26 protein-coding genes are annotated in these 24,587 nt (G+C 66.6%); 16 read left to right on the plus strand and 10 right to left on the minus strand.

What is annotated here, in order from left to right; all coding sequences use genetic code 11:
- Positions 1-156: 156 nt before the first annotated feature.
- The gene (locus tag ACFPPA_RS09760; RefSeq protein WP_377320667.1) at positions 157-1,305 is read right to left on the minus strand and encodes a hypothetical protein; all 1,149 of its coding nucleotides are present in this window, start codon (positions 1,303-1,305) and stop codon (positions 157-159) included.
- Between the two features lie 121 nt (positions 1,306-1,426).
- On the minus strand, positions 1,427-1,927 hold the full coding sequence (locus tag ACFPPA_RS09765) for a hypothetical protein (protein WP_377319578.1): 501 nt from the start codon (positions 1,925-1,927) through the stop codon (positions 1,427-1,429).
- Positions 1,928-2,049: 122 nt separating this feature from the next.
- Between ACFPPA_RS09765 and ACFPPA_RS09770 the strand changes: the two genes are divergently transcribed.
- Entirely contained in the window at positions 2,050-2,976 is a 927-nt protein-coding gene (locus ACFPPA_RS09770; protein ID WP_377319579.1) for an aminotransferase class IV, read from the plus strand.
- Positions 2,973-3,737 carry a sulfotransferase-like domain-containing protein gene (locus ACFPPA_RS09775; RefSeq protein WP_377319580.1) on the plus strand — a complete coding sequence of 255 codons (765 nt, stop codon included), beginning with the start codon at positions 2,973-2,975 and terminating at the stop codon, positions 3,735-3,737. The genes ACFPPA_RS09770 and ACFPPA_RS09775 overlap by 4 nt, the downstream gene beginning before the upstream one ends.
- 63 nt (positions 3,738-3,800) lie before the next feature.
- Here ACFPPA_RS09775 and ACFPPA_RS09780 read toward each other — a convergent pair whose 3' ends face one another.
- Entirely contained in the window at positions 3,801-5,264 is a 1,464-nt protein-coding gene (locus ACFPPA_RS09780) for a GAF domain-containing protein (RefSeq protein WP_377319581.1), read from the minus strand.
- Positions 5,265-5,649: 385 nt separating this feature from the next.
- Between ACFPPA_RS09780 and ACFPPA_RS09785 the strand changes: the two genes are divergently transcribed.
- From ACFPPA_RS09785 to ACFPPA_RS09805, 5 genes are all read left to right on the plus strand, one after another.
- Positions 5,650-6,078, plus strand: a complete 429-nt coding sequence (locus tag ACFPPA_RS09785) for a GFA family protein (RefSeq protein WP_465269299.1) — start codon at positions 5,650-5,652, stop codon at positions 6,076-6,078.
- A gap of 197 nt (positions 6,079-6,275) precedes the next feature.
- Positions 6,276-6,500, plus strand: a complete 225-nt coding sequence (locus tag ACFPPA_RS09790; protein WP_377319583.1) for a tautomerase family protein — start codon at positions 6,276-6,278, stop codon at positions 6,498-6,500.
- A gap of 52 nt (positions 6,501-6,552) precedes the next feature.
- Entirely contained in the window at positions 6,553-6,939 is a 387-nt protein-coding gene (locus tag ACFPPA_RS09795; protein ID WP_377319584.1) for a cupin domain-containing protein, read from the plus strand.
- 249 nt (positions 6,940-7,188) lie between these two features.
- Complete coding sequence (locus ACFPPA_RS09800; RefSeq protein ID WP_377319585.1) at positions 7,189-8,103, plus strand: DUF4886 domain-containing protein; 915 nt, start codon at positions 7,189-7,191, stop codon at positions 8,101-8,103.
- A gap of 64 nt (positions 8,104-8,167) precedes the next feature.
- Positions 8,168-8,605 carry a hypothetical protein gene (locus ACFPPA_RS09805; RefSeq protein WP_377319586.1) on the plus strand — a complete coding sequence of 146 codons (438 nt, stop codon included), beginning with the start codon at positions 8,168-8,170 and terminating at the stop codon, positions 8,603-8,605.
- A gap of 168 nt (positions 8,606-8,773) precedes the next feature.
- Here the strand turns inward: ACFPPA_RS09805 and ACFPPA_RS09810 are convergent, their stop codons facing one another.
- Positions 8,774-9,529 (minus strand): GGDEF domain-containing protein, encoded by a 756-nt coding sequence (locus ACFPPA_RS09810; protein WP_377319587.1) that lies wholly within the window; start codon positions 9,527-9,529, stop codon positions 8,774-8,776.
- A 597-nt stretch (positions 9,530-10,126) separates the two neighbouring features.
- The gene (locus tag ACFPPA_RS09815) at positions 10,127-10,594 is read right to left on the minus strand and encodes a GNAT family N-acetyltransferase (protein WP_377319588.1); all 468 of its coding nucleotides are present in this window, start codon (positions 10,592-10,594) and stop codon (positions 10,127-10,129) included.
- 325 nt (positions 10,595-10,919) lie between these two features.
- Between ACFPPA_RS09815 and ACFPPA_RS09820 the strand changes: the two genes are divergently transcribed.
- The 4 genes from ACFPPA_RS09820 (at position 10,920) to ACFPPA_RS09835 (ending at position 14,858) form a co-directional block, all read left to right on the plus strand.
- On the plus strand, positions 10,920-11,399 hold the full coding sequence (locus ACFPPA_RS09820; RefSeq protein WP_377319589.1) for a VOC family protein: 480 nt from the start codon (positions 10,920-10,922) through the stop codon (positions 11,397-11,399).
- A gap of 111 nt (positions 11,400-11,510) precedes the next feature.
- Positions 11,511-12,164 (plus strand): glutathione S-transferase family protein, encoded by a 654-nt coding sequence (locus tag ACFPPA_RS09825; protein WP_377319590.1) that lies wholly within the window; start codon positions 11,511-11,513, stop codon positions 12,162-12,164.
- A gap of 118 nt (positions 12,165-12,282) precedes the next feature.
- Positions 12,283-13,920 (plus strand): EAL domain-containing protein, encoded by a 1,638-nt coding sequence (locus ACFPPA_RS09830; RefSeq protein WP_377319591.1) that lies wholly within the window; start codon positions 12,283-12,285, stop codon positions 13,918-13,920.
- Positions 13,921-14,102: 182 nt separating this feature from the next.
- Positions 14,103-14,858 (plus strand): DUF4336 domain-containing protein, encoded by a 756-nt coding sequence (locus ACFPPA_RS09835; protein WP_377319592.1) that lies wholly within the window; start codon positions 14,103-14,105, stop codon positions 14,856-14,858.
- 73 nt (positions 14,859-14,931) lie between these two features.
- Here the strand turns inward: ACFPPA_RS09835 and ACFPPA_RS09840 are convergent, their stop codons facing one another.
- Positions 14,932-15,771, minus strand: coding sequence for an NAD-dependent epimerase/dehydratase family protein (locus ACFPPA_RS09840; protein WP_377319593.1), 840 nt, complete (start codon positions 15,769-15,771; stop codon positions 14,932-14,934).
- Between the two features lie 89 nt (positions 15,772-15,860).
- Here ACFPPA_RS09840 and ACFPPA_RS09845 point away from each other — a divergent pair, with 89 nt between their 5' ends.
- Both ACFPPA_RS09845 and ACFPPA_RS09850 read left to right on the plus strand, forming a co-directional pair.
- Positions 15,861-16,631: a helix-turn-helix domain-containing protein gene (locus tag ACFPPA_RS09845; protein ID WP_377319594.1), complete on the plus strand. Its 771-nt coding sequence runs from the start codon at positions 15,861-15,863 to the stop codon at positions 16,629-16,631.
- Positions 16,632-16,870: 239 nt separating this feature from the next.
- The gene (locus tag ACFPPA_RS09850; protein ID WP_377319595.1) at positions 16,871-17,473 is read left to right on the plus strand and encodes a GNAT family N-acetyltransferase; all 603 of its coding nucleotides are present in this window, start codon (positions 16,871-16,873) and stop codon (positions 17,471-17,473) included.
- A gap of 128 nt (positions 17,474-17,601) precedes the next feature.
- On the opposite strand, the gene ACFPPA_RS09855 is transcribed toward ACFPPA_RS09850, so the two are convergent.
- A complete protein-coding gene (locus ACFPPA_RS09855; RefSeq protein WP_377319596.1) occupies positions 17,602-18,507 on the minus strand; it encodes a LysR family transcriptional regulator in 906 nt (301 codons plus the stop codon).
- A 117-nt stretch (positions 18,508-18,624) separates the two neighbouring features.
- Here ACFPPA_RS09855 and ACFPPA_RS09860 point away from each other — a divergent pair, with 117 nt between their 5' ends.
- The 3 genes from ACFPPA_RS09860 to ACFPPA_RS09870 are packed head-to-tail and all read left to right on the plus strand — an operon-like array spanning position 18,625 to position 20,671.
- Complete coding sequence (locus ACFPPA_RS09860; protein WP_377319597.1) at positions 18,625-19,554, plus strand: alpha/beta fold hydrolase; 930 nt, start codon at positions 18,625-18,627, stop codon at positions 19,552-19,554.
- On the plus strand, positions 19,551-20,063 hold the full coding sequence (locus tag ACFPPA_RS09865) for a cupin domain-containing protein (protein WP_377319598.1): 513 nt from the start codon (positions 19,551-19,553) through the stop codon (positions 20,061-20,063). The genes ACFPPA_RS09860 and ACFPPA_RS09865 overlap by 4 nt, the downstream gene beginning before the upstream one ends.
- On the plus strand, positions 20,060-20,671 hold the full coding sequence (locus ACFPPA_RS09870) for a hydrolase (RefSeq protein ID WP_377319599.1): 612 nt from the start codon (positions 20,060-20,062) through the stop codon (positions 20,669-20,671). The genes ACFPPA_RS09865 and ACFPPA_RS09870 overlap by 4 nt, the downstream gene beginning before the upstream one ends.
- 119 nt (positions 20,672-20,790) lie before the next feature.
- Here ACFPPA_RS09870 and ACFPPA_RS09875 read toward each other — a convergent pair whose 3' ends face one another.
- The 3 genes from ACFPPA_RS09875 to ACFPPA_RS09885 all read right to left on the minus strand — a co-directional run bounded on the left by ACFPPA_RS09875 (position 20,791) and on the right by ACFPPA_RS09885 (position 23,935).
- Positions 20,791-21,480: a GNAT family N-acetyltransferase gene (locus tag ACFPPA_RS09875; RefSeq protein WP_377319600.1), complete on the minus strand. Its 690-nt coding sequence runs from the start codon at positions 21,478-21,480 to the stop codon at positions 20,791-20,793.
- A gap of 192 nt (positions 21,481-21,672) precedes the next feature.
- Positions 21,673-23,298 (minus strand): MFS transporter, encoded by a 1,626-nt coding sequence (locus ACFPPA_RS09880; protein ID WP_377319601.1) that lies wholly within the window; start codon positions 23,296-23,298, stop codon positions 21,673-21,675.
- 241 nt (positions 23,299-23,539) lie between these two features.
- Complete coding sequence (locus ACFPPA_RS09885; protein WP_377319602.1) at positions 23,540-23,935, minus strand: hypothetical protein; 396 nt, start codon at positions 23,933-23,935, stop codon at positions 23,540-23,542.
- Positions 23,936-24,587: the final 652 nt, after the last annotated feature.

Consider the following 24,587-nt stretch of genomic DNA (forward strand, 5'->3'; position numbering starts at 1 on the left):
AGCGCCGGCGGCGGTGCCCGCTGTCATGATCCGCCCGGGCCATGGGGCCGCGGCAGCCAATACGATTCAGCTGTCTCCGTCCCGGCTTTCCAGGACGCCTCTGCTTTTCTCGTGCCGGATCGATGCCCGACCTGATCGCCTGTTCCCGTCAAGGGGCTAGTGCCGCAGCAGGCTCAACAGCACCTCGAGCACGATCAGCAGCACGATGGCGATCTCCAGCAATTCGGCGCGCCGGCTGGAGGCCTCTTCGTACAGCGCCGCATAGGTATCCCGGATGATCGCCAGCTTGCGGTCGACCGACGCACTCAACGAGGGCACGCGGAACAGCCCCAGGGCGGCGCTGTAGACCCGCGCCAGGTAGACGTCCTCGGTGACCTGCAGGGCGTTGTCGACTTTCTCGGTCAACTCGGTGGCCTCCGCCACCAGCATGTACAGGCCGCGTGCGAGGTGGGCGAAGCGACGCGCCGCCAGCAGCGACACCGCGCCGCGCGCTTCCTTGACGCGGTCGTACATCCGCGGCAACTCGTCATCCAGCAACGCGTCGTAATAGCGGAACTCGACCAGCTGCGCGTTGGCCACCTCGATCACGTCGGCCACGTCCGAATCCCCGCGCGGCTCGTAGATGAACGCCCGATCCCAGGTCAGCACGACAAGGTCGTCGGCATAGTAGGAGTAACTGTGCGTCAGCAGATCGCGGCGCGCGCCGTCGGACAGCGGACGCGTCTCGCCCGACAGCAGTCCGGTCAGGTCCACCCGTTCGCGCAGTGCGGCCGCATCGAGCGGCTCATCAAGCGTGAACACCTTGCCGAGCAGATAGTCCTCCTGCAACGCCGTATCCGCCGCGGGACGATCCAGCGCGGGAGCGATCACGGCACACACCTGGTCGCGCAGCGCCGTCCAGAACCCGGCGGGCGACGACGGTCCCACCGCGCGGTCGAGCGCGTTGAATTGCGCCACGAACCGCGACCAGGCGGCATCGACCACGGCCACGCGCACGGCCAGCGCAGCCACCCCGAAGTCATAGAGCCGCACGCTGGCCTGCGCCGTCACCGCCACGCCATCCAGCATCAACGGGAGCGGTTCCATCAGCAGTTGCAGCGGCGGCACGTCGAAGGCCAGCGCCTTGGGCGGCGTATTGATCAGCCGGCTGCGACTGCTCGCCCCGCCGACGTGCGCAAGCCATGCCGCTTCGGCGCCGGGAAGATCGATCGCATAGGCAATGTCGAACAGTCGCAGCGCAACCAGCTCGCCGGACCGGATCGTAATGGAAGATGCATTCGCCACCTTGCGCTCCCTGATCCCCATACCTGCCACGCAGTGTAGTCCGCTTCCGCGACGGGCACGCCGGCACGGCATCCGGGAAACGACTGGCCTCGGCGAGGGGCCGGGGCGTCAACGCGATGCGACTTGCCCTGCCCCGCTTCCCTTACAGCAGCGTACAGCCGCAGCCCTTCCTGAGTGTCTCGGCCCGGTGGGTTTCGGCGCTTGCGCTGCCCCTGCTTCGGCGCAAGTCGTTCCTTTCCATGGCAGGCATCGTATCGAGGGTATCGAGCACGTCGTACATGAAGCCGAAGTCCGCATCGACACGCTCCACGTGATCCGTACCAGTCAGCACTTGCAGGCGGGCCACCCAGTCGTCGTAGCTGCCGACGAAGACGCGCTCGTCACCGCCGAACTGCTGGATCGTGGCGTCCACGATCACCTCGTCGCCGGTAGCGTGCCAACGGAGCAGCACGCCCACGTGAGAGGTCTTTTCCCGCAACGGTATGCGGACTGCCTTCTTTGCCCGCTCGGTCGGCTCGTCGCCGGCGTAGTTGCCGAAAGGCGCCTCGAGAAGCTGCCTTGTCACACCGGCGCAATCGCCCTTGTCGCGGGTGGAGTACGGCAGGGCCCAGGACTTCAGCTGTTCGTTGGTCAATCGAGGCATGGCACGCTCCAAGGGTTGGGAGGGATGGGCCGGCATCGCAGGGAGCCGCATTTTACTCCGATGAACACGACGGCATCCACGCAGAAAAGGTAATCTGACGTCTGTTTCGACAAGGCACCCCGATGAGCAAAGGCACCCACGACTACCCGAGCGATCCGCGCAACGAAACCATCCTGATCAGCGTCAACGGCGAGCTGTTTCCCCGGGACGAAGCACGCGTGTCGGTGTTCGACAGCGGCTTCGTGCTGGGCGACGGCGTTTGGGAAGGCCTGCGCCTGCACGACGGCGGCCTGCCCTTTCTCGACCAGCACCTGGACCGACTGTACGAGGGCGCGCGGGCGATCGACCTCGACATCGGCCTCGGTCGCGAGCAGCTGACGCAGCGCATCGTCGACACGCTGCGCGCCAACGGCATGCGGTTGGACGTGCACATCCGGCTGATGGTGACCCGCGGCATCAAGGCCACGCCGCACCAGGATCCGCGCTTCGTCATCGGCGACGCGACGATCGTCATCATTCCCGAATACAAGCAGCCGCTGCCGGCCACGGTCGAGCAAGGCATCCGCCTGTTCACCGTGCATGTGCGGCGCGGCGCGCCCGACGTGCAGGATCCCAAGCTCAACAGCCACTCCAAGCTCAATTGCATCCTCGCCTGCATCCAGGCGCAGAAGGCCGGCTACGACGAGGCGCTGATGCTCGACCCGCACGGTTTCGTGGCGACCTGCAATTCCACCCACTTCTTCATCGTGCGACGCGGCGAGGTGTGGACCTCGAGCGGCGACTACTGCCTGGGCGGCATTACCCGCGCCAACGTGATCCGGCTGTGCCGCGCGCACGGCATTCCGGTGTTCGAGAAGAACTTCAGCCTCACCGACGTCTACGGCGCGGAGGAAGCGTTCGTCACCGGCACCTTCGCCGGCGTGGTGCCGGTCAACGAGATCGATGGCCGCATCATGGGCGACGGCAAGCGCGGCGCCATGGTCGAGCGGCTGCAACGGCACTACATGGATCTGGTGAAGGCGGAGTGCCGATCGGATCCCCGCCTGTGAGTCCGTCGCGCGAAGGCCTGCGCCTCGCGATGTGGTCGGGGCCGCGCAACATCTCCACCGCGATGATGCGCGCGTGGGAAAACCGCGAGGACACCGTCGTCATCGATGAGCCGTTCTACGCGCACTATCTGCTCGCCACCGGCGCACCGCATCCCGGGCGCGACGAGGTGATCGCCGCGCAGGGCACGGATGCGGCGACCGTTGCCGCGATGCTGACCGGCCCGATCCCCGACGGCCGGCCGATCTGGTACCAGAAGCACATGACCCAGCACATGCTGCCGGACATGCCGCTGGGCTGGCTGGGCGACGTCACCAGCTGTTTCCTGATCCGCGAGCCCGAGGCGGTGGTCGCCTCGTTCACGATCCAGCGTCCCGATGCCGCGGCGTGGGAACTCGGCTTCGAGCAGCAGGCCCGCCTGTTCGATCACGTGTGCGACCGGCTCGGCACGGCGCCGCCGGTGATTGATGCCCGCGATGTACTGAAAGACCCCGCGGGCATCCTGACCGCATTGTGCGCGCGCCTGAGTATCCCCTTCAGCCCACGCATGCTGCAGTGGCCTCGGGGTCCGCGCGCCAGCGACGGCGTATGGGCGCCACACTGGTATGCCGCGGTCGAGCGCTCCACCGGCTTCGCCCCCTGGCGCGAGCGCGAGGTCAGGCTGACCGCGTTCCAGCGCGGGCTGGTCGACCAGTGCCGGCCGCATTACGCCAGGCTCTCGCCGTACCGGTTGTCGGCCGAGGGTGCGGCACCGATACGTTGACTGCAGGCTCTCGCTCGCGAGACGCCCACCTCGACTCTCCCGTCGCCGACGCCGGCGCGCCGATCAATTGTCGGCCCTGACCCTTCGCCCGGCGTAGCCTGTCGGCCGCAGCCCCGCCGCGACCCGCCGGAAATACGCCCGCTCGACCTCGAAATAGCGATGGTCGGCGAGACTGCTCGCATCGCGCGCACTGACGTCGCTCCAGTCGTCGAATTCCGTCAGCGCATCCGCGTGGGCCGGGTCGATCTGCTTCAGCACCTTGCTCACGTTGTCGTCGATCAGCAGCACGTCGCGATCGCGCGGCGCGTAGCCGACCATCTTCGCCGAGCGGTTCACGCATTGCCCCATGACCGTCGGGGTCTGGAATTGCTGCGGCCCCATGTTGGTCGACACCACCGGCCCCAGCGCGATGGTGATGCGCAACTTGATCGCAGCGGCGATATCGGTGGCGACGCCCGGCCAGCGCACCAACTTGAAATCGCGGAAATCGTCGAGCAGATCCGCCGCGACGCACATCGCGCGCATCACCGGGTTGCTCATCGGCAGGCTGGACTCGAACTCGTCGTAGTGAAATCGCACCAGCGCACCGTCGCCGTTGAATTTCTCGACGACCCCGGCAGACAGGCTCGCGCGCCGGTACAGGTTGCGGCTGAAGCGGTTGATCAACCGCGCCACGTCGACCAGCGGCAGTTCGCGGAACAGCACCGACGACTGTGTCAGGTCGACATACATTATCACCGCGTTCTCGAGATTGAGCTCGTCGCGCAGCCCCAGGAAACGCAGCGCTTCGGGGCTGGACTGGAAGTAATGCGTCTTGCCCGCCAGGCCGCTGTCGCTGGCCTCCTGCAGCGCCTCCAGCAACAGCTTGCGGTCGTCGCTGCCGAAGCCGCGCTCGTCGATCTCGTAAGCCTCGCCGGGCCGGGTCTTGTTGAACAGCTGCACGATGCCGACCTGCCGACCCTGCCAGCGCACCGGCGAGACCAGCGTGTGGATCGGCACGAAGCCGGACTGCTTGTCATAGGACGGAAGGTGCCGGGCATTCGCCTGCAGGTCGTTGCTGACGATCAGGGCGCCCTTGTCCCAGCATTCGCCGACCACCGTCCACGCCTCTACCAGCTTCATCCGGAGGATCGCCGCGGTCGCGGCCGGATCGACGTTGCAGGCCGCCACGAACGCAAAGCTGCGTGGCGATACGCCCCGCTCGTCACCTGCGTTGAATACCGGGATATACAGCGACGCGGCTTGCGCGTGCAGGGCCTGCGCCAGCCGCTCGACCATCTCGGTCAGCTCGCTGCGCAGCCGGGCCAGATCGCGATGCGCCGGCAAAGCGTCCTGCTCGGCGCTCTGCGCACGCGCCTCGGCCTTGCCCAAGTCGGCCCGCACCCGCGCCAGTTCGGCATCCTTTATCGCCAGCTCGGTGTCTTTTCCGGTCACCACCTTGTCGTGGTACAGCTTGGCCAGCGTGGCGATGCCCAGGGCACCGACGAACGCACCGGCCATCTTGGCGTATTCGATCCACTCAATCACGGCACACCCTCCGATCTCCCCGGAGTGGTCTCCCCGAACGAAAGGTGGCCACCCGGCGCAACCCACGGATCCTGTGTATCGCGGACGCCCCCGAGGCTGGCGCAGCACTGCCGCGCCGCAGCATGAAGCGGGCGGTTCAATATATCCCAATGCAAGGCCAGGGAGACGAAGGGAGCCCATGCGACCCGACTGCCCCGCTCCGGCTGCCGAAACCGGCGAACCCGGGCTCGGAGTAGACTTTCCGACGCCCTGGCTTCAGGGAAAGTGCATCTGGACTCCTGATGCCCGATTCGGAGAAGGCAGCCACGATGGCTCCCGAATTCCAAGGCCGACTGCTACCGAAAGCAGGGCACCTCGGCACCACCCGCAGCCTGGGAGAATCGACATGACAGACAAACATGCGGGCACCTGGTTTTGCGGTGCCGTGGAGATCGAAGTCACTGGTGCGCCCGACGCAATGGGCTACTGTCATTGCAGCTCCTGCCGCTCCTGGTCGGCCGGTCCGGTGAATGCCTTCACGTTGTGGAAGCCCGACAGCGTCAAGGTCACCAGGGGCGCGGAATATGTCGGTCATTTCCAGAAAACAGCGACCAGCGACCGCCAGTTCTGCAAGCAGTGCGGCGGACATCTGATGACCACCCATCCGACGTTCGGCCTGACCGACGTTTACGCCGCAACGATCCCGACCCTCGCCTTCGCACCCGGTGTCCACGTCAATTACGCCGAGACCGTGCTGCGGATGAAGGACGGCCTGCCCAAGATGAGGGACTTCCCGGCCGAACTGGGTGGGTCCGGCGATACCCTGCCCGAGTGAGCTTTGTCCCGGCAGCCGAAGGGACTGCGATAGTCGGCGCAACCTGACTGCCCCTGTCCCTCTTCCGCCATCTCCCGCCAACCTCCAGGTTTTCTCCACGGGGTCTTCAAGCATGGGCCTCCCGGGCGTGTTGAACTGCGGTCAACGGCGCCAGCGCGGTTTCGGCGCCGGTATCCAGACCCCACGGGAGACGCGACATGCCACTGGTCACCATCGACGTCATCAAGGACGTCTTCACGCCCAAGCAGAAACAGGACCTGATCGCCAAGGTCACCCACGCGATGGTCGAGGTCGAAGGCGAAAGTCTGCGCGGCGTCACCTGGGTGCGTATCAACGAATTCGAAGGTGGTGACTGGGCCATTGACGGCAAGGCGCTGAGGGCCTCCGACGTCCATGCGCTCGCCGCCGGCGTCGCTGCCTGATCGGAAGCCGGCCCGTCTGCCTCCCGCGATTCCGCCACGGAGTAACCGAACCATGCGCATTGCCAAGCAGGACATACCCGTCAGGATGAATGTTCCCGGTGCCGTGGCTCGCCAAAAGACCGATTTCGGCGACACCACCGGCTACGGCAAGATCAGCGGCGAGTACTTTTCCCTCGGCAGCGGTACCGATATCGCGCCGCTGCTCAAGGGCCTGGAAAACGATCTTTGCCAATCCCCGCATTGGGGCTATCTGCTGCAAGGCGAGCTCACCGTGACCTACGCAGACGGCAAGGACGAGAGGATTGCCGGTGGCGACCTTTTCTACTGGCCGCCGGGACACAGCGTCAAAGTCGGCGAGGATGCCGAAGTCATCCTGTTCAGTCCGCAGCATGAACACGGTGAGGTCATCGATCACATGCTGCGCAGGATGGCTGGCTGATCGCGGCGCGACGACCGGACCGGAGCTGCCGTGAAAGCAAATGGTGCCGGGGCCGATTCAGCGCCCCGGCACGACCTTGCCGGCCATTGGACACCGCCGCCCGGTGGCGCACGAAAGCGTGCGTCAACCGCGAGCGCCGCACCCGCCGCGCCCGGCGTCGGCCGCAGGCGCCCACCCGGCGTCGAGCATTGTCCCTGACACCATGTTTCGCGGCATCATGCGATCAACACGCATGAGGAGTCGTCACCCATGGAGTTCTTCCGGACGGGCCATCGCCGCCATCGAAAGATCAAAAGCTTCCACTGGCTGCTTGCACTGGTCGCGATGACCGCGACAGGCGGCGCACGCGCCACGCTGCCGGCACCCGCGCAGACCGTCCTGTTCATCGGCAACAGCTTCACTTACGGCGCGCATTCGCCCGTGTGGCGTTATCACGCCGACCTGGTGCATGACCTCAATGGCGATGGCGTCGGTGGTGTGCCTGCCCTGTTCAAGCTGTTCACCCGGGAAGCCGGCCTGAACTACGACGTCAGCCTGGAAACGGCCGGCGGCAGGACGCTCGAATTTCACTACACGCAAAAACGCGGGCGGCTCGATCGCGCGTGGGATCACGTGGTGATGCAGGAATACAGCACGCTCAGCCCCGACCGGCCGGGTGATCCGACCACGTTCAAACAGTACGCCGACAAGCTCGCCACGATGTTCCGGCAGGAGAATCCCTCGGTGGATATCCGGCTGCTGGCGACATGGTCACGTCCCGACCAGACCTATCGGACCGGTGGCCACTGGTACGGAAAGCCGATCGAGGCCATGGGCGATGACCTGTACAAGGCCTACGCCCGGGTCGCCGCCGGCAATCCCTCGATCAACGGCGTGATCGCGGTGGGGAGTGCCTTCAATCGCGCCATCCGCACCGGCGTGGCCGATGCCAACCCGTACGACGGCATCCACTTCAACCAGGTCGATCTGTGGGCCTACGACCATTACCACGCCAGCACGTACGGCTATTACCTCGAGGCGTTGATGGATTTCGGAAGCATTACCGGCAAGGATCCGCGCAGCCTTGGCAAGCACGAAACGGCGGCCGACGAACTCGGTCTGTCGCCGGAACAGGCCGAGGCATTGCAGGATGTCGCCTTCCGGCAGCTGGGTCAGGTGCCCTGACCTGCACGCAGGCGTCAGCCTCGACTCCCCCTGCGCACCGGTGTTCGATGTCCTGATCGAGACGATGGCACGCGCCCCATCTCGGCAGCGACGTGCTTCAGGTGACGTCATCCCGAAAGCGGCCATACAGGCCCCCCAATCGACCGGCACCTGGCACAGTTCGACCAGTTCGTCCTACGGCAACGTGGCCTACACCAACCTGCCCTGCATCACCGACGCCGGTTCGAGCTGCGGCGCCAATTTCAACGGCCTGGGCCCCAATGCAGGCATCGCCATCGTCGGGGGCCACGAGCTCGCCGAGACGGCGTCCGACCAGTTCCCGAGCACCGGCTGGCTGGACGCCAACGGCTCGGAAAACGGCGACAAGTGTGCCTGGATTTCGTCCGGCCAGGGCGCCTCCGCCAACGTGGCGTTTTCAGGCGGCAACACCTTCCCGGTGCAGTCGTTGTGGAGCAACGCGTTCAACAGTGGGGCCGGCGGCTGCGTGCTGTCCTATCCATGATGTAGCGCAAGAAAGGCCGTTCACCTGACCGTGGCGCCGACGATGCCGCATGCCTCGCCGGCGCTGACTGAGTCAGGTTGAGAGAGAGCCCGGGATTGAGCGGCACCCCGCGGCGAGGACCGGTTCGTCGACGCGACCTGACCTTCCAGGTCCCGGCGCCCGGGGCCGCTACAGATGCCGGCGTACCGAATTCGGCACGACTTGTGCCGCCGTCTCGTCGTCCGCCGCCACCGTGGCATTGCGTCCGCCCTGCTTGGCGACATAGAGCGCGGCGTCCGCACGCGCAAACAGGTCGTCGACCTCGTAGCCCCGCTCCGGATCGGCCTGCGCCACGCCCAGGCTGAGCGTCAGGCCGGGAATCGGCGGATCGGCCAGCGGCGCGCGCGCAGCCACTGCCTTGCGCAAGGTTTCGGCCAGCGCCAAGGCATGAGGCACCGCCTGGCCGGGACAGGCAATCATGAACTCGTCGCCACCGAAGCGGCCGAACAAGTCGTCGCTGACCAGATGCTCGTGCGCCAGGCCGACCACCAGCGCCAGCGCCATGTCGCCCACCAGGTGCCCCTGCTGATCGTTGATCCGCTTGAAGTGGTCCAGGTCGAACACGATCAGGCTGAGCGGCAGGTTGTACTTCGCCAGGTGATCGATGCGGTCGCGCAGTTCGTTGCCGAAAGCCTGGCGATTGAGCGTGCCCGTCAGCGGATCATGCATGGACAGGTGTTGCAGCTCTTCCGATTTGCGCTGCAGGTGGCTATGCGCAGACTTCAGCACGCGCTGCTGGCGCGCCAGCCGTTCGGTTTCCTCTTTCAGTCGGCGACTGTGCCGCCAGGCGGTCCACCAGGCCAGCAGCAACCCGCCCAGCGCCAACAGCCACAACCAGGTCAGCGAATGGGTGGCAGGCCGCTCGACCGACCCTTGCGTGGCCACGCCCGACGGGGCCGCAGCAGTCGTGCGTGTCTGCCCCTTTGACGGTGCCGAAGAGAGGCCCTCCGCCGCCCGCGGCGGCGCCGCGGGACCATCACCGCGATCGGGCGAGACAGGCATGGCGGAGGGTGCGGGCACGGCGGCCGGGGCGGGAGCGATCTGCACGATCCCCGGCAAGGTCGCGGCCGGCGCAGGGCTCGGCGCCAGAATAGGCGGTGGCGGTGGCGGTGGCCTGAATCGGCCACCCGGCGGCGGGGGCAAGCCCTGGGGCGGCGGCCCGAATCGACCGCCCGGCGGCGGGGGCAGGCCCTGGGGCGGCGGCCCGAATCGACCGCCCGGCGGCGGCGGCGGGCCTCCGGGCGGCGGCGGGAAGCGCGGGTCACCCTGCTGGGCATGCGCGAGCGACACGCCGGCGCATGCCAGCACAGCTAGAACCAGCATGCTGGCCAGTCGATGCATTCCCTCGGGCTCCCCTGCAAACCAGCCACACTCTAACGGTTCGGGCTTCGCCCTGTCATGCCCGAACCGGGGTCAGCGTGAACTGCCCCCCGATTTTCCGGAAATTGTCTCTGGCACCTTTTTCCTGGCACCTTTTCGGCATCAAGCCCGCGTCAGATCGAGATGCAGGAACTGGTTGAATTCACTCTGGCAGTACCCCGAGAACGCCGCGCCATTCCGGAAGCCGCGGTGCCGGTACAGCGCAAGCGCGGGCTCGAAAGCCGGGCCGCTTCCCGTCTCGAGGCTGAGCCGGCGGGCACCGCGTGCCGAGGCGGCGGCGATGATGGTCTCCAGGATCGTCGCGGCAACACCCATGCGGAGGAAATCCGGATGGGTGCGCATCGACTTCACTTCGCCGTTGCCATCCGCAAGCATTTTCAATGCGCCGACGCCGGCCACCCTCGGGCCGCGCCAGGCGGTCCACACGGTTACCTCGGCGACCTGCAGACCGGACAGATCGAGTGCGAAGACACTGCCCGGCGGCGAGTTCCGATGCATGGATGCCAGGTGGAGCGCCAGCAGGTCGCGGACCTGGTCGCCCGTCAGGTCGTCCTCTCGAATTTCGAACACGCCGCCTCCGCCAACCAGGTGCCGAGCCGGCGATAGTGTGCAACATCGTCGATATCATCGGCAGTGGGCAAAGGGGACCGAAAGGGTCACCGGACGGGGTGGAGCAAGCCAACCCACCGGCGCCGTCCCGACTTCGGCAGATTCGGCACCCACCCGTGCCATCACCCGGCCCGGAAACCCGGGGGGCGGTGCCGATGGTTCCACTCGCCACGCCCAAATGGTGGTATCCCATCCCTGTGTCGGCGCGGCGTGTCGATCTGCGCACCCGTCGTTCGTCGATGGGAATGAAGGGCATCTTCCCCTGCCCGGAACCAGGAGAACCCACATGGCCAGCAAGAACACGATTTGCCTTTGGTATGACGGCACCGCCCTGGATGCCGCGACGTTCTACGCCGAGACGTTCCCGGACAGCACCGTGGGCGCCGTCCATCGTGCGCCGGGTGACTATCCCGCCGGCAAGCAGGGCGACGTGCTGACGGTCGAGTTCACGGTGATGGGTATCCCGTGCCTGGGCTTGAATGGCGGGCCCGAGTTCCGGCACAACGAGGCGTTCTCGTTCCAGGTGGCGACCGACGACCAGGCCGAAACCGACCGCCTTTGGAACGCGATCATCGGCCACGGCGGCCAGGCCAGCGCCTGCGGCTGGTGCAAGGACAAGTGGGGCCTGTCGTGGCAGATCACCCCGCGCGCCCTGATCGCCGCGGTCACCGACCCGGATCCCGCCGCCGCCAAGCGCGCGTTCGAGGCCATGATGGGGATGACGAAGATCGACATCGCCGCGATCGAGGCCGCGCGGCGCGGCTGACGACCGCCCCGCTCGGCCACCGTGGCGGAGCAAGGGTCGGGGTCGCCTGTGGGACAGGCGCACTCCGCCCCCTGTCTTCGATGGCGTCACACCCTCATCCGGAGCCATCCCATGACCCCCATCATCACCGCCTTCGAACGATCGCCCGATCGCGGCAAAGGACTCGCCCGCGACATGCGCGTTCGCTGGGCGCTTGAAGAAGTGGGCCAGGCTTACGCGGTTCGTCTTGTGTCGTTCCACGCGATGAAGGAACCCGCGCATCGGGCGCTGCATCCTTTCGGGCAGATTCCCACCTATGAAGAAGACGATCTCGTCCTGTTCGAGTCGGGGGCCATCGTGTTGCATATCGCGGAGCGCCATGCGGGCCTGCTGCCGGACGAGGCGAATGCCCGGGCGCGCGCGATCGCATGGATGTTTGCCGCACTCAACACGGTGGAGCCACCCATCCTTGAGCTCGCCACCGCCGGGCTGCTGGAAGGCGACAAGCCCTGGACCGGGCAGCGCCTGCCGCTCGTCAGGGACCGCATCCGCAACCGGCTGGGCGACTTGTCCGCTCGCCTTGGCGATGCCGACTGGCTCGATGCCGAGTTCAGCGCGGGCGACCTGATGATCGTGGGGGTGTTGCTCCGGTTGAAAGCGTCGGGTCTGCTGGACGAGTATCCGAACCTCGCCGCCTATGTCGCCCGCGGCGAAGCACGGCCCGCCTTCCAGCGTGCTTTCGAAGCTCAGCTGGCTGTGTTCACCGGCACGCCTCCGACTGGCTGACGAAAGTCCGTCTTGCGTCGCGGACCCGTGGTCGGGGTCGATCTCCCCGAGGCCGCTCCCGGGGAAAGTGCACTCCGTCCCCCGTTCTGCCCGCTCGGCAGCCATCCCCCTCGGGAGCATGGTGCGCGCGTGGACGGGTTCGTGCATCATGCTTCATGTCCGGTCGATCACCGGCGCCAGCCACAGGGAATCGGCCAGTCGGATGCGCAGCCGGAAGACCACTCCGATAGCCGTCGCCATCACCCTGTTGGCCGTCGGCCTGCCCGTGCTCGCTGCGTTATGGCTGGCCCATCGCGAGAGCAGGTCCGAGGCTTCGGCACAGACACAGTTCATGGCCGGAGAAGTGCTCGGCCGGGCCGAGGGCATGGCCGATCAGGCGATGGCGGCCTATCGACGGATGCGGGCGCTGACGACCCCGCCGTGTTCGGATACCGGCCGGCAGCAGATGATTGCCATCGCGCTGGACTACAGCTATCTGAAAGCGGTGGGCCACGTTGCCGATGACCGCGTCGAGTGCTCGTCTTTCGCGCCTGGCGGCGACGGATCCAGGCTTGGAGGGTTTGCCTATACCAGCATGTCCGGCGTCAGGATTGCACCCCGGGCCGACCTGGGTACGGGCAAACGGTTTCTGGTTCTGGAAAAGGATGACTTTGTCGCGGCCGCCCTGCCCGAAGTGCTGGTCGATCTGCCTTTCAATCGAATCCACATTTCCTCGGGCGTGTTCGGGAGGAGCGCCGGGCCGCGCCTCGCCGGAAACGGCACGTTCGATCCAGCGTGGCGGGAGCGGCTCGGCCAGGCCCATCAGGCGACGTTTGTCGACGGCGACAACCTGGTGACGATTCGCGTGTCGAGCCGTTACGATCTGGCCGGCTACAGCGCCATTCCCGCGACCTATCTGCATGCCCGCGCTGTCGCGTTTGCCCTCGTCCTGGTGCCGATCGGCCTGCTGTTGGGCGGGGCTGGCGCGCTGGCGAGTCTCTATCTGGTGCGAAAACGCGCATCGTTGCCCGCGGTGCTGCGCACTGCGCTCAGGAAGATGGAGTTCGTGCTGCACTACCAGCCGATCGTCGAGCTTGCCTCCGGCCGCATGGTGGGAGCCGAAGCGCTGCTGCGCTGGCCGCGCCACGACGGCAGCCAGGTCATGCGGCCGGACGCCGTGATCCGGGTCGCCGAGGACTGCGGGCTGATACGGCGCCTGACCGTCTACGTACTGGCGCAACTGGCCACCGAGGCTCCGGCCTTCATCCGCCAGCATCCGGATGGCTACATCAGCATCAATCTCTCGCCGTCCGATCTGCATGATGAGGACATCCTCGAGCAGTTGCGCCAGTTGATCGAAACGCCCGGCATCGCGGCGAGGAATCTTGTCGTGGAAATCACCGAGCATTCGTTCCTGGACCCGACGCGTGCCAGCAGGAACATCACGGCGATCCGCGCGCTCGGCATCCGCGTGGCCATTGACGATTTCGGCACCGGCTTTTCCGGCCTCTCCCACCTCGCCACGCTGAAGACCGACTACCTCAAGATCGACAAGGTCTTCGTGGATACCATCGGCACCGACTCGGCCACCAGTGAAGTCGCGCTGCACATCGTGCGCATCGCGCATTCGCTCGGCCTGACCGTGATCGCGGAAGGCATCGAAAGCCGGTTGCAGGCCGATCTTCTGCGCGAACAAGGCGTCGAGTATGCGCAAGGCTGGTTGTTCAGCCACGCACAGCCGATGGAGGCGTTGCTGCGCGGACAGGCCGCCGCCTGAGGCGTGACGGGTCAGCGGTGCGCCCCCGCCATTTGCCATCGCACCGGCATGGTGCCGACCGGCAGATCTCGCGAATGCCGGCATGCCGGGTGCCGTGGCATCCCCGGAGTCGCGACAGCGATACTTGAGATCAGCCTCGAACGCGCGAAAATCACCCCCTTGTTTGCCACCTGACCAGCGGAATGAACCTGTCCATGGACCGATCGAGCTTTGTCCCCTACGAGCCGCTCAACCAGCTGAAACCGTTTGCGAACGACGTGTGGATCGCCGACGGTCCGGAAATCAGCATGCGCCTGGGCCCCGTTTCAATGCCCTTTCCCACGCGCATGACCGTCGTCAAGCTGCCCGACGGGAGCTTGTGGGTGCATTCGCCGATTGCCTGGAACGAGGCCCTGGCCGCGCAGCTCCGCGAGCTCGGGTCCGTGCGTCATCTGATTGCGCCCAATTCGATGCATTACTGGTACCTCCCGGACTGGCAGGCGCACTTCCGCGAGGCGACCAGCTATGGACCGCCGGGGCTGGAAGCCAGCGCCAAACGACCACTGCGCATCGATGTGACGCTGGGGGAAGCACCTCCCGACGCCTGGCAGGACATGTTCGAGCTGTGCCTGTTTCCCGGCAGGATCATGACCGAAGTCGATTTCCATCATCGTCCCAGCAGCACGCTGATTCTTGCCGACCTCATCGAGAATTTCGAACCCGCGAGGGTGAAGCGCCCGCTGCTGCGCGGGCTTCTTCGCTTCGCCGGCGTAACCGATCCCCATGGCAAGGCGCCGTTCGACATGCGGCTCAACTTCAGAGGCCACCGTGACGCGGTGCGCGCGTCGGGCAGGAAGCTCATCGACTGGCGGCCCGAACGCGTGGTTCTGGCACACGGACGTTGCCTGACCGTCAATGCCGCCGAAGCCGTTCGCCGGGCATTTGCGTGGACCCAATGAGGCTGAAGCGGGTTACGGCGAACCGTGCAAGGAGTCGGGTTCATTGACCCCCGTGCAAGCTGGCCGCCGGAGATCACGAGCCCAGCGCATCGGCCTCGATCGCGTCCGCAAGGCGTGGAAACGCGGGCTTGAAGCCCAGGTCTTCGCGAATGCGGCTGCCGTCGAGAGGCGCATCGAAAGCGCGCGCCCGCTCCGCCTGCGAGCCATCGGGCGCGGGCTCGCCCACCGATGCGAACAGCGCGGCTAGATCGGGAGCTTCGTCGTCCGCAACGTTGTAGATGCGATGCGCCGGAGCGATTGCATCGAGCACGCAGGCGATGGCCTGCGCAACGTCGGCGTGGTGGGCGATCGACATGCGTTGATCCGGCGGAAAGCCACGCATCATCGGGACCGCTTCCGCGATGTGCGGATCGCCGTCGCCATAGACGAAAGGCAGGCGCAGCACGCGCACGTCGAGACCGTCGATCGCCAGCAGGAAACGCTCGGCGGCCAGCTTGCTCGAGGGATACGCGTCCACCGGCGCGCAGGCGTCGTCCTCGCGGGCAAGGCGACCGTCCCTGGGCCCGTAAACCAACCCGGTGCTCGTGAACACGAAGCGCCCGACCGACGCGGCGCGGGCGGCGCTCGCGAGGTGGTGCGTGCCCAGATCATTGACCGCGTGCGCCTGCTCGGGCGTGGCGCCACGGAAGAATGCGGCGCAGTGAACCACGGCATCGACGCCGTGCACGGCCGCTTCGAGCGATTCAGGGACAAGCAGGTCGCCCACGACGAGTTCGACACGATCGTGGCGCAGGTGGTCAGCACGCGCCTCGTCACGCACCAGGGCGCGCACATGATCCCCGCGCCGGGCAAGGCGTTTGACGAGCCGGCTTCCGATTTTTCCGGTCGCGCCGGTGACGAGTATCTTCTTCATGGGGGCAGCGTAGCGGGCGGCGCACGGCAGGCATTGGAAGAAGCGGCCAGGCCTTGCGCCGCCGTCGCGCCTGTCATCAGAATCGATCCATGCACACGAGCTTCAACCGCCATCGAATGGGACCGGGTCCGTCGACATCGACCGCCGTTGCGGAAATCCTGGTGGACGAATGCGAACGCGACCTGCCACTCATCGCCCTTCCGCGCCCGCAGATATGTCTCGTCGCCCGCTTCGGACCATCGGCGCGCAAGGGCCTCGACGTCCATGCGCTCGGCGTGCAGCAGACGGTCCATCGAAAGCTCATCCGCGGCGGGCAGCGCACCGTGCTCGCGCGCCTCCACCTGGGCACGTACGAAGCGGTGCTCGGCGTACCGGCTGCGGATACCGCCGGACGCATCGTCGCACTCGAGGACCTGTGGGGCGACGCCGCGGCCCAGCGCCTGCTCGATCGGCTCGCCCGCGCTCCCGACGCGGTCGCCGCGACCGCGGTCATGGAGAGCGCCATCGCCGAACGCACCGCCAGGGCGGATCGACCCGGCGCCCGGACACAGCTCGCCTTCAACGCCGCCGGAAGGCTGGGCAGCGCCAACGTGGCTACCGTCGCCAGCGACCTCGGCGTGAGCGAACGGCATCTGCGTCGCGTGTTCCGCGAAGCGGTCGGGGTAAGCCCGAAGACGTTCGCCAGGCTGACACGCTTCCACCGCGCCCTGGGCGCCGCGCGGGAGAAAGGCGCGACCAGCTGGGCCAGCATCGCCGCCGCCGTCGGCTACTACGACCAGGCGCATCTCATCGCCGAGTTCCGCGCCATCGCCGGCGCGACGCCACGCGCGTTTCTTGCCGAGCTCCACGGGACAGGCTGATCGATCGGACGCACGATCGCATCCCGTGTGCCGCAGCCGCGGCGTCAGCCCCGTACCGCGTAGCGCCAGCATCACCATTCACCCGGCCCCGGACCCAGACCAGGACCCGGCGGCCGCCCCGCGCCATATCCGCTGGATTACCCCGTCCCCTTGTGCCGGGAACCAGGGGACATCAGCGCGCCTCGACGTCCTCCATCCCGGTTGCCGGGAAGCCCGGCCGCCTTCTCTACAAAACATCAATGAACAAAGTGATAGCTTCTGAGACCCTGAAGCTTGGCGAAGCGGAGATTGTCGACATGGTCCACAAACTGCAGTCCAAAACGCCCTTGCAGACTGGCTGGACCGAGCAGCTGCACGACGGCACGCCTGTCTGGATACGACCGAGCAACAGGCACGACGCCAAACTGGAGCTTGAATTCCTCAACCGCCTGTCGCCCGAGCTTCGCAGCTTGCGCTTTCTCGGCCTGGTTCAGGACGCAAGCCCCGAGGTGATACGTGAACTCACCGACCCCGATCCACGCAGCGAGATGGCGCTGATCGCCCTGATCTCGAATGAAGGCAGGGACCAGGAGATCGGCGCTGCACACTTCCGCGTCGACACGCCAGGCGACAGCTGCGACTGCACGGTCACGGTGAGCGCGGAATGGCAGCAGCGCGGAGTCGCCTCCCACCTCATGCGCCACCTGATCGAAGCGGCAAGAGCCCGCGGGATTCAGCACATGCATGCCGTTGCCCCGGTACAGGACGAGGACAGCCACAACCTCGCCCTGCGGCTGGGATTCGAACGCCGCCAGGATCCACATGACCCGGCCGTGATGCTCTACGACCTGAAGCTGTCATAGCACGCCGCCCGTGGGCGAACGCCAGACGGCGACAATCCGACGACCGGGCCGAGGAGACAAAGGGGACGGGGGCAGTTGGCTCCGTGCGTCGCAGCTTCTTCCGTCCCGGTTTCCAGCTTTGTCGTTCGCTAACCGTCCCAATAAGGCGGCTCACCGAAACTGCGCTTCAGGCTATCGACGAGAGCGGCCAACTTCGCCTGCACGACACCCTCGCGGGGATAGGCCAGGAACAGTTCGGCGCCCTCCGCCTCGGCGCCCACTTCGACCTGTTCCAGCGCACCGCTTTCCAGTTCGCTGCGCACGAAGAACGTAGGCAGCAAGGTAAGTCCCAACCCCGCCTTCGCGGCATCGCGCATCACCATGCCGTTGTTCACGCGCAGACTCGCGCGGGGGTGCACCACACGCCAGCCACCATCAACCGCAAAACGCCAATCCGTCTCGCGGTTGATGTAGAGGATGCCGTTGCGGCGACAGAGCTCATCGAGCGATGTGGGCCGGCCCTCTCTTGCCAGATACGCGGGGGAAGCCACCAGCACGCGACGACTCGTGGCCAGCCGCTTTGCCACAAGGCGGCAGTCGGTCACCGGCCCATGCCGGAGCACGGCGTCGAAGCCGTCGGACGCCGCATCGACGAAACGGTCATCCAGCTCGAGCGAGAGATCGATCCCCGGGTGCTGTGCGAGGAACGCGTACAGCGCCGGTCCCAGATGGAGCACGCCGAAACTCACCGGCGCCGATATCCGCAGGGGGCCCATCAGTGAGGACCGGCGATCGGACAGCTCGGCCACGGCCTCTTTCGCTTCGGCGAGAATCCGGCGCGCCCGTGGCAGAAAGCTTTCCCCGTCCGCGGTCAGCGACATCCTCCGCGTGGTGCGCTGCAGGAGTCGGGTGCCCAGAGCGCGCTCCAGATCGACCAGCCGCTCGCTGACGACCGACTTGCTGCAACCCAGTCGACGGGCAGCGGCACTGACCGAACCCTCCTCCACTGCGGCGATGAACGCGGCGAGGCCCTGAAGCTTCAGATCGTTCGGCATGACCGTAAGGCAGTTCCGGCATCAGGCGGCTACTGCCGACTTTGCGCCGGTGCAAAACTCGTGTCCACCCGTTTTTTCCCCTGTCGCCCGCCGACCGTCCCTCCCCGGAGATCCACCATGCGAAACCCGCTCGTGCTGGCCGGCCTGGCCCTCTTGTTGATGGCGGCGGCAACGCCTGCCGCAGTTGGCCAGGTCAAGCCATTCCCACCCTCCTTCCAGACCCGGGACATCGCCACCAACGGGGTCACCCTCCACGTCCGTGTCGGCGGCACCGGGCCAGCCGTCGTCCTGCTGCATGGCTATGGCGAAACCGGCGACATGTGGGAACCGCTTGCCGTCGAACTGATGCGCGATCACCGCGTGATCGTGCCCGACCTGCGTGGCCTGGGGCTGTCCGGCAAGCCGGCCACCGGTTACGACAAGAAGACCCAGGGGCAGGACATCGCGGGTCTGCTGGACACCTTGAAAGTCGACCGAGCCGACGTGGTCGCCCACGACATCGGCAACATGGTCGGCTACGCGTTCGTCGCCGAACACCGCGACCGGGTCCGGCGCTTCGTGCTGATGGACGCTCCCGTCCCCGGGATCGGTCCATGGGACGAGATCCTGAAGAGTCCCATGCTCTGGCATTTCCACTTCGGTGGTCCGGACATGGAGCGTCTGGTAGCGGGCCGCGAGCGGATCTACCTCGACCGCTTCTGGAACGATTTCTCGGCCGACCCGCGGCGCTTCAGCGAGGCGGACCGCCGGCACTACGCACGTCTCTATGCGTTGCCCGGCGCCATGCATGCCGGCTTCGCGCAGTTCGCCGCGTTCGACCAGGATGCCAGGGACAACCAGGCATTCCTCGCGCAGGGCAAGCTGACCATGCCGGTGCTGGCCATCGGCGGCGAAAAATCGTTCGGGCCGACGATGGCCGTGGTGATGCGCGCGGCGGCCACCAACGTCACCGGGCTGGTGATTCCGGATGCCGGCCACTGGTTGATGGAAGAGCAGCCCAAGGCCACGATCGCCGCGGTACGCGCGTTCGTGGACGCCGCCCCGTGAGCCCGTACCTCAAAGCAGGCCTGGCATGCCAGCTCGCCTTGCTGGTCCAGGCTACCTGCGGCGAAGAGCTTCGGACCCCGTTGCCGGCCCGGCGCATGACCGCCGGCGAGATAGCCGCACGCCCGGCGCTCGGCGCCATCGCCGGCACGTCCGGACTGACGGGCATCCGCACTCGCGTCCTGGCGGGCGAGCCGACACGCCCGGGCATGTACAGCATCGAATTGCGGGTGCCGGCCCACACGCGCATCGGTGCCCACGAGCATCGCGACGATCGCACCGCCGTCGTCGTCTCCGGCACCTGGCATCTGGGGTATGGCCGCATCGCGAACGACGCCGGCGCCAGGTTGCTTGGTCCGGGCAGTTTCTACACGGAGCCCGCCAACATGCCGCACTTCGCCCACACCGGCGACGAGCCGGTCACCGTCATCATCACCGGTGACGGTCCCACCGACACGCGGTATGAGATTCAGCCCACGGCACATTCAGCACCCCATGGGAGCCCGCCATGACCTCACCGAAGACCCCGCGCGACCCCGTCACCGATCACATGCTGACCGCGAAGAACGCAGCCCTCCTCATCATCGACTTCCAGCCCGTCCAGGTCGGTTCCATCGCCTCGATGAACAAGCGCCTCCTCGTCGCCAACGTGGTGGCGGTGGCGCGCACCGCGAAGCTCTACGGCATGCCCGTCGTGCTCTCCACGGTCAACGTGGCGACCGGGATCAACCAGCCGATGATCCGTCCCATCACCGACGTCCTGGGCGACAAGGGCATTGTCGACCGCACCTCGATCAACGCCTGGGAAGACGACGACTTCGTCGCCGCCGTCAACGCGACCGGCCGGAAAAAGCTGGTCATGGTCGCGCTGTGGACGGAAGTCTGCCTGGTCTTTCCGGCCCTGGATGCCCTGAAGGAAGGCTTCGAGGTCTACGTGGTGGTCGACGCCGTCGGCGGCACATCGGAGGAGGCCCATCGCGCCGGGCTGCAACGCATCGTCCAGGCGGGCGGCATTCCCGTCAGCTGGATCCAGTTGGCCTGCGAACTGCAGCGGGACTGGAACCGGCAAGGCACCACGCAAGGGTTCGCGGAAATCGTGTTTGCGGAGGTTGGACACTGACCCGGACAAGGGGTCGGAGGGAATGACCCGCACTGAATTCCCTCCGTCCCCTTGTCCGTCGCTTCCACGTCGAGAAGGGGCACGCGCGCGCCAGCCGGGTGGACCGACCGGCGGGGTTGTCAGGTGTTCCGGCTACGCTCAAGCACGGCGACGTTGACGTCGCATCGCCACTGGAAGCCCAGCGATTCGTACAGGGCTATCGCCGGAACGTTGTTTTTCCACGCATGCAGGAAGGCGGTATCGCCGCGCGCCGCGATGGTCGCGGCGACGTGGCGCGACAGGCGCCTGGCCAGCCCGCGTCCGCGAAAATCGGGATGCGTGCAGACGCCGCTGACTTCGGTGTAGCCCGGAAAGCGGAATCGCTCGCCGGCCATGGCGGCGAGCCGACCATCGATGCGCACGCCGAAGAAGCTGCCCATGCGATGGGTGCGCGCGAGGAACGGACCCGGTTCGGTGAGCGTGGCCAGGGCCAGCATCTCGGCGGCATCGGCGTCGCCCAGCGCGATGATGTCGGCCGACCCGTCATCGGGCGGCGCCACGGCAGCATGGGCGACCATCTGCACACCCTTGGCCAGTTTGACGGCGGTCAGCCCGGCGGGAATGGAGATCTCCGGCACCTGCAGGATGAACACCTGGCCCGACGCCGGCACCAGGCGCGTCAGGGCCTCCAGCGCCGCGTCGCTGTCATCACGGGCGGATGCAAAACGATTGATGTCGGCCTGGTACCGCCGGGCCAGCTCGCCACCCACCGACAAGCTCTCGTGCGCCGTACTCAGGCTGGACCATACCGGCCGGTCGAGCATATTCATCACCACGATGTTTCCTGCGTATGGAAGGGATAAAACTCCGCCAAAAAGTGCTGGCCTGCAAGCCGCTCGAACGCTGGCCGGGCCCACTCGCCCCGCCTGCCCCGCTCAAGTACACCAGGTAACGGGGTCACCATTTCGTTCCGAAGTGGTCGCCACCCGCGTTGTAGGACCAGGCCGAAATGACACTTTTTTTCAACTGCGGCCGGTCGGCCTGGCCAATGCAATCTGGATTTCCTCCAGCCGCAGGCCGCGGGTTTCGATGCCGGTGCACAGCAGCAGCACGCCGGCCAGCGCCATCGGCAGCGCGATCAGCGCCGCGGCCAGGGCGAGGTGCTCGAAGCAGCCCAGCACACCAAGGCCGGCGCCCAGGATGCCGCCGAACTTGGAACTGGCGGCAATCACGCCCGCGCCGGTACCGCGCAGGTGCACGGGATAGATCTCGGCAGCGTAGGGAATCAACATGGCGATGACCCCGCTCACGCTGATCAGCAACGCGGCGGTGGCGGCGGTGGTGAGCGCGGCGGAGCGCAGCTGCAGCTGCGCCATGAGGAAAAACGCGAGCAGCGCGGCGGTAGTGAGTGCGATGAACAGCACCAGCGAGCGCACGCTGCTCCAGCGATGGTAGAGCCACACCACGCCGCCGATGCCCGGCAGCGCGATGATCGCCGAACGCGCCAGCAACGCGCTGGCACCCGCCGCATCCACGCCAAGCTTCGCCAGGTTGACCGGCAGCCAGAGCAGAAAGCCGAAGTTGGCCAGCCCCCACGCTACCCCGCAGATGATCAATCCCCAGCTCAGCGGCGCGTGGCGTCCCTGCAGCAGCTGGCGCATGCCGGTCAGCGGATGCTGCTCGTCCAGGATCGGCGGGCCCGGATGCTGCGGGTCGTCCCGTTCGATGGCGCCGCCCTCACGCCCGGAGAACTTCATCAACACGGCGCGTGCGGCGTCCTCCAGCCCGGCGTTGGAGAGGAAGCGCGGCGATTCGGGAATCCAGCGGTTCAACACGATGATGATGGCACCGGTGGGCAGGCCCAGCAGCCACAGCACGCGCCAGCTGAACAGCGGTTCCAGCAGCGCCGCCGAGCCGGCTGCCAGCAGGTAGCCCGCCGATGTGCCGATGCCGCCCAGCGCCACCAGCAGCCAGCCGCGATGCGCGGCGGGAATGGTCTCGGCCATCAGGGTGAAGGCCATCGGCAGCAACCCGCCGGCCGAGGCGCCCATCAGGAAGCACATCACCAGGTTCCAGCCAAACGACGGCATCGCGCCGCAGATCGCCGTGCCCATGAACATCAACGCGGAAAGCAGGATCGCCGCACGGCGTCCGAACATGTCGCCGAGGCGTCCCCAGATCACCGAACCCACCGTAGTGCCGGTGAGTGCCACCAGGGCCAGAAAGGCGCCGCTTTGCTTGCTGATGGCATATTCGGCGGTCATGCCCGGCATCACGAAGCCGAGCGTGGCCGGCTTCATCACGTCCACCGCCAGCGCCACCACCAGCACCAGCACCAGGTTCCAATGCTCACGGTTGAGCGGCACGCCGTCGGCGACATGGAAGAAGACATGATCCTGCGTTCCCTGCAGCGTCTGGCGCATCTGCTCGATGCGCGGCATCAGCCCCCACGCCGCCAGCGCCAGGCCCAGCGGGATCATCGCCATGCCGGTGAGCATGGTTGCATCCATCGGCATGCCGGCGAGGTGGTAATGCATCGGCGCGCCCATCAGGAACATCGGCACGTGGGCCAGCACGCCGGCTACCAGCAGGGCGCAGCCGAGCCAGAACGCCAGCGGGCGATGAAACGAGATGACATCAGGGCGCATGCTGCAACTCGGGTCGGGAGCCGGCAGGCTAGCAGATGATGCCGAACAAGAGGGACGTGGCCAATTAGGCCCGAACAACCCGCCCGCAGCGGCAGGCGGCTGGAGAAATTCAATTCGCCATGCCCCCTTTAATTCGCCCCTTAATTGACCCTTGGGTCGCAGCGATGCTCATGGCTGGTGTCAGGGGCTAAGGCGAAAGAGAAAAGTGCGCTCCGCCCCTGCCAATGCCCTCTTGGGGAAATTACGGCAAGACCTGGATGTAACCAGCCAGATCAATACGCAACCGGTCCACGGTTGCCGTGTCGTTAAGCAGCGACGCATTCTCCAGCCGCTCGTCATCCCCCTGATCACCCATCAGGATGTTGAACGTGACTTCCTCACCGAAGATGCCGGCGGTCCTTACTTCGCGCAGTGCTTCGGCAAACGCGCCATGGACGAAGTTGCACAGACGGCTGTAGTCGTCATCCATGTCTTCGTCATCGTAGTCCTCCTCGTCATCTTCGACCTCCTCCCACAGCGCATCCAGCAGTTCGACTGCGGCGGTGAAGTCGCCCTCCAGCGCCAGGTGGTGGAGTGAATCGCAGGGACTCCACTGCCAATCCCGATCGCACTGCACCAACAAACGGGGCCAGCTCACTCCGTCCCGGTTTCGGAGCACTGACCAGTTGGTTCCAACTGCCCGGCGGTCCGTGTCGCCCCCCGCGCAATCCAACCTCCCCCGCGCGCAAGGGTTTGTGGCTTGCGCGCAGACCGGCGACCTTTGCGTATCGCCCCGCCAACCCCTCGCGCAAGCGAAAAACCTCCAGGCGCAAGGGTCGAAGCCTCGGATCGCGAAGGTCATCGGCATCGGCGGCGAGGCAAAAACCGTCGCGCGCAAGGCCGATACCTTCGCACGCAAGCCGCCGGGCATCGCGCGCAAGGTTGCAGGGTTTGCCGCCGCGAGGTTGCGGACCTCCGCGCGAAGGTCCGGGCATTGCGCGCCAGGTCCGGAGCGTTGCGCGCGACACGCTGGACGCTGCGCGCAAGGCTGGGCAGCCTTGCGCCCGAAGGTTCGTGGCTTGCACGCGAGCCCACTGACCTTGCCTACCGCTTCCACAGCGCCACGAAAGCGCATCGACAGTCCGCGGGTCAGGCTCAGCTGGAGCCCCTTCCCGCTCCGTCAGTTGCCCACAGGACCCGGCCGTCAAATCAAACAGGTGCAAGCGGCGCTGACCCGGTGGGTCTCGATGTCGATAACGGCTGGACTCGTTCGTCGCATGAGAGAGGGGTGACCATGCCGGTCGCCCTGC

It is taken from the genome of Rhodanobacter ginsengisoli, assembly GCF_042657065.1.
In the GTDB taxonomy this organism is placed as follows: domain Bacteria; phylum Pseudomonadota; class Gammaproteobacteria; order Xanthomonadales; family Rhodanobacteraceae; genus Rhodanobacter; species Rhodanobacter ginsengisoli.

Coding starts and splice junctions, on each gene's coding strand:
- ACFPPA_RS09760 (WP_377320667.1), bottom strand. CDS start 1,305: ATGGGGATCAGGGAGCGCAAGGTGGCGAATGCATCTTCCATTACGATC.
- ACFPPA_RS09765 (WP_377319578.1), bottom strand. CDS start 1,927: ATGCCTCGATTGACCAACGAACAGCTGAAGTCCTGGGCCCTGCCGTAC.
- ACFPPA_RS09770 (WP_377319579.1), top strand. CDS start 2,050: ATGAGCAAAGGCACCCACGACTACCCGAGCGATCCGCGCAACGAAACC.
- ACFPPA_RS09785 (WP_465269299.1), top strand. CDS start 5,650: ATGACAGACAAACATGCGGGCACCTGGTTTTGCGGTGCCGTGGAGATC.
- ACFPPA_RS09790 (WP_377319583.1), top strand. CDS start 6,276: ATGCCACTGGTCACCATCGACGTCATCAAGGACGTCTTCACGCCCAAG.
- ACFPPA_RS09795 (WP_377319584.1), top strand. CDS start 6,553: ATGCGCATTGCCAAGCAGGACATACCCGTCAGGATGAATGTTCCCGGT.
- ACFPPA_RS09800 (WP_377319585.1), top strand. CDS start 7,189: ATGGAGTTCTTCCGGACGGGCCATCGCCGCCATCGAAAGATCAAAAGC.
- ACFPPA_RS09805 (WP_377319586.1), top strand. CDS start 8,168: ATGGCACGCGCCCCATCTCGGCAGCGACGTGCTTCAGGTGACGTCATC.
- ACFPPA_RS09820 (WP_377319589.1), top strand. CDS start 10,920: ATGGCCAGCAAGAACACGATTTGCCTTTGGTATGACGGCACCGCCCTG.
- ACFPPA_RS09825 (WP_377319590.1), top strand. CDS start 11,511: ATGACCCCCATCATCACCGCCTTCGAACGATCGCCCGATCGCGGCAAA.
- ACFPPA_RS09830 (WP_377319591.1), top strand. CDS start 12,283: ATGGTGCGCGCGTGGACGGGTTCGTGCATCATGCTTCATGTCCGGTCG.
- ACFPPA_RS09835 (WP_377319592.1), top strand. CDS start 14,103: ATGAACCTGTCCATGGACCGATCGAGCTTTGTCCCCTACGAGCCGCTC.
- ACFPPA_RS09840 (WP_377319593.1), bottom strand. CDS start 15,771: ATGAAGAAGATACTCGTCACCGGCGCGACCGGAAAAATCGGAAGCCGG.
- ACFPPA_RS09845 (WP_377319594.1), top strand. CDS start 15,861: ATGCACACGAGCTTCAACCGCCATCGAATGGGACCGGGTCCGTCGACA.
- ACFPPA_RS09850 (WP_377319595.1), top strand. CDS start 16,871: ATGAACAAAGTGATAGCTTCTGAGACCCTGAAGCTTGGCGAAGCGGAG.
- ACFPPA_RS09855 (WP_377319596.1), bottom strand. CDS start 18,507: ATGCCGAACGATCTGAAGCTTCAGGGCCTCGCCGCGTTCATCGCCGCA.
- ACFPPA_RS09860 (WP_377319597.1), top strand. CDS start 18,625: ATGCGAAACCCGCTCGTGCTGGCCGGCCTGGCCCTCTTGTTGATGGCG.
- ACFPPA_RS09870 (WP_377319599.1), top strand. CDS start 20,060: ATGACCTCACCGAAGACCCCGCGCGACCCCGTCACCGATCACATGCTG.
- ACFPPA_RS09875 (WP_377319600.1), bottom strand. CDS start 21,480: ATGAATATGCTCGACCGGCCGGTATGGTCCAGCCTGAGTACGGCGCAC.
- ACFPPA_RS09880 (WP_377319601.1), bottom strand. CDS start 23,298: ATGCGCCCTGATGTCATCTCGTTTCATCGCCCGCTGGCGTTCTGGCTC.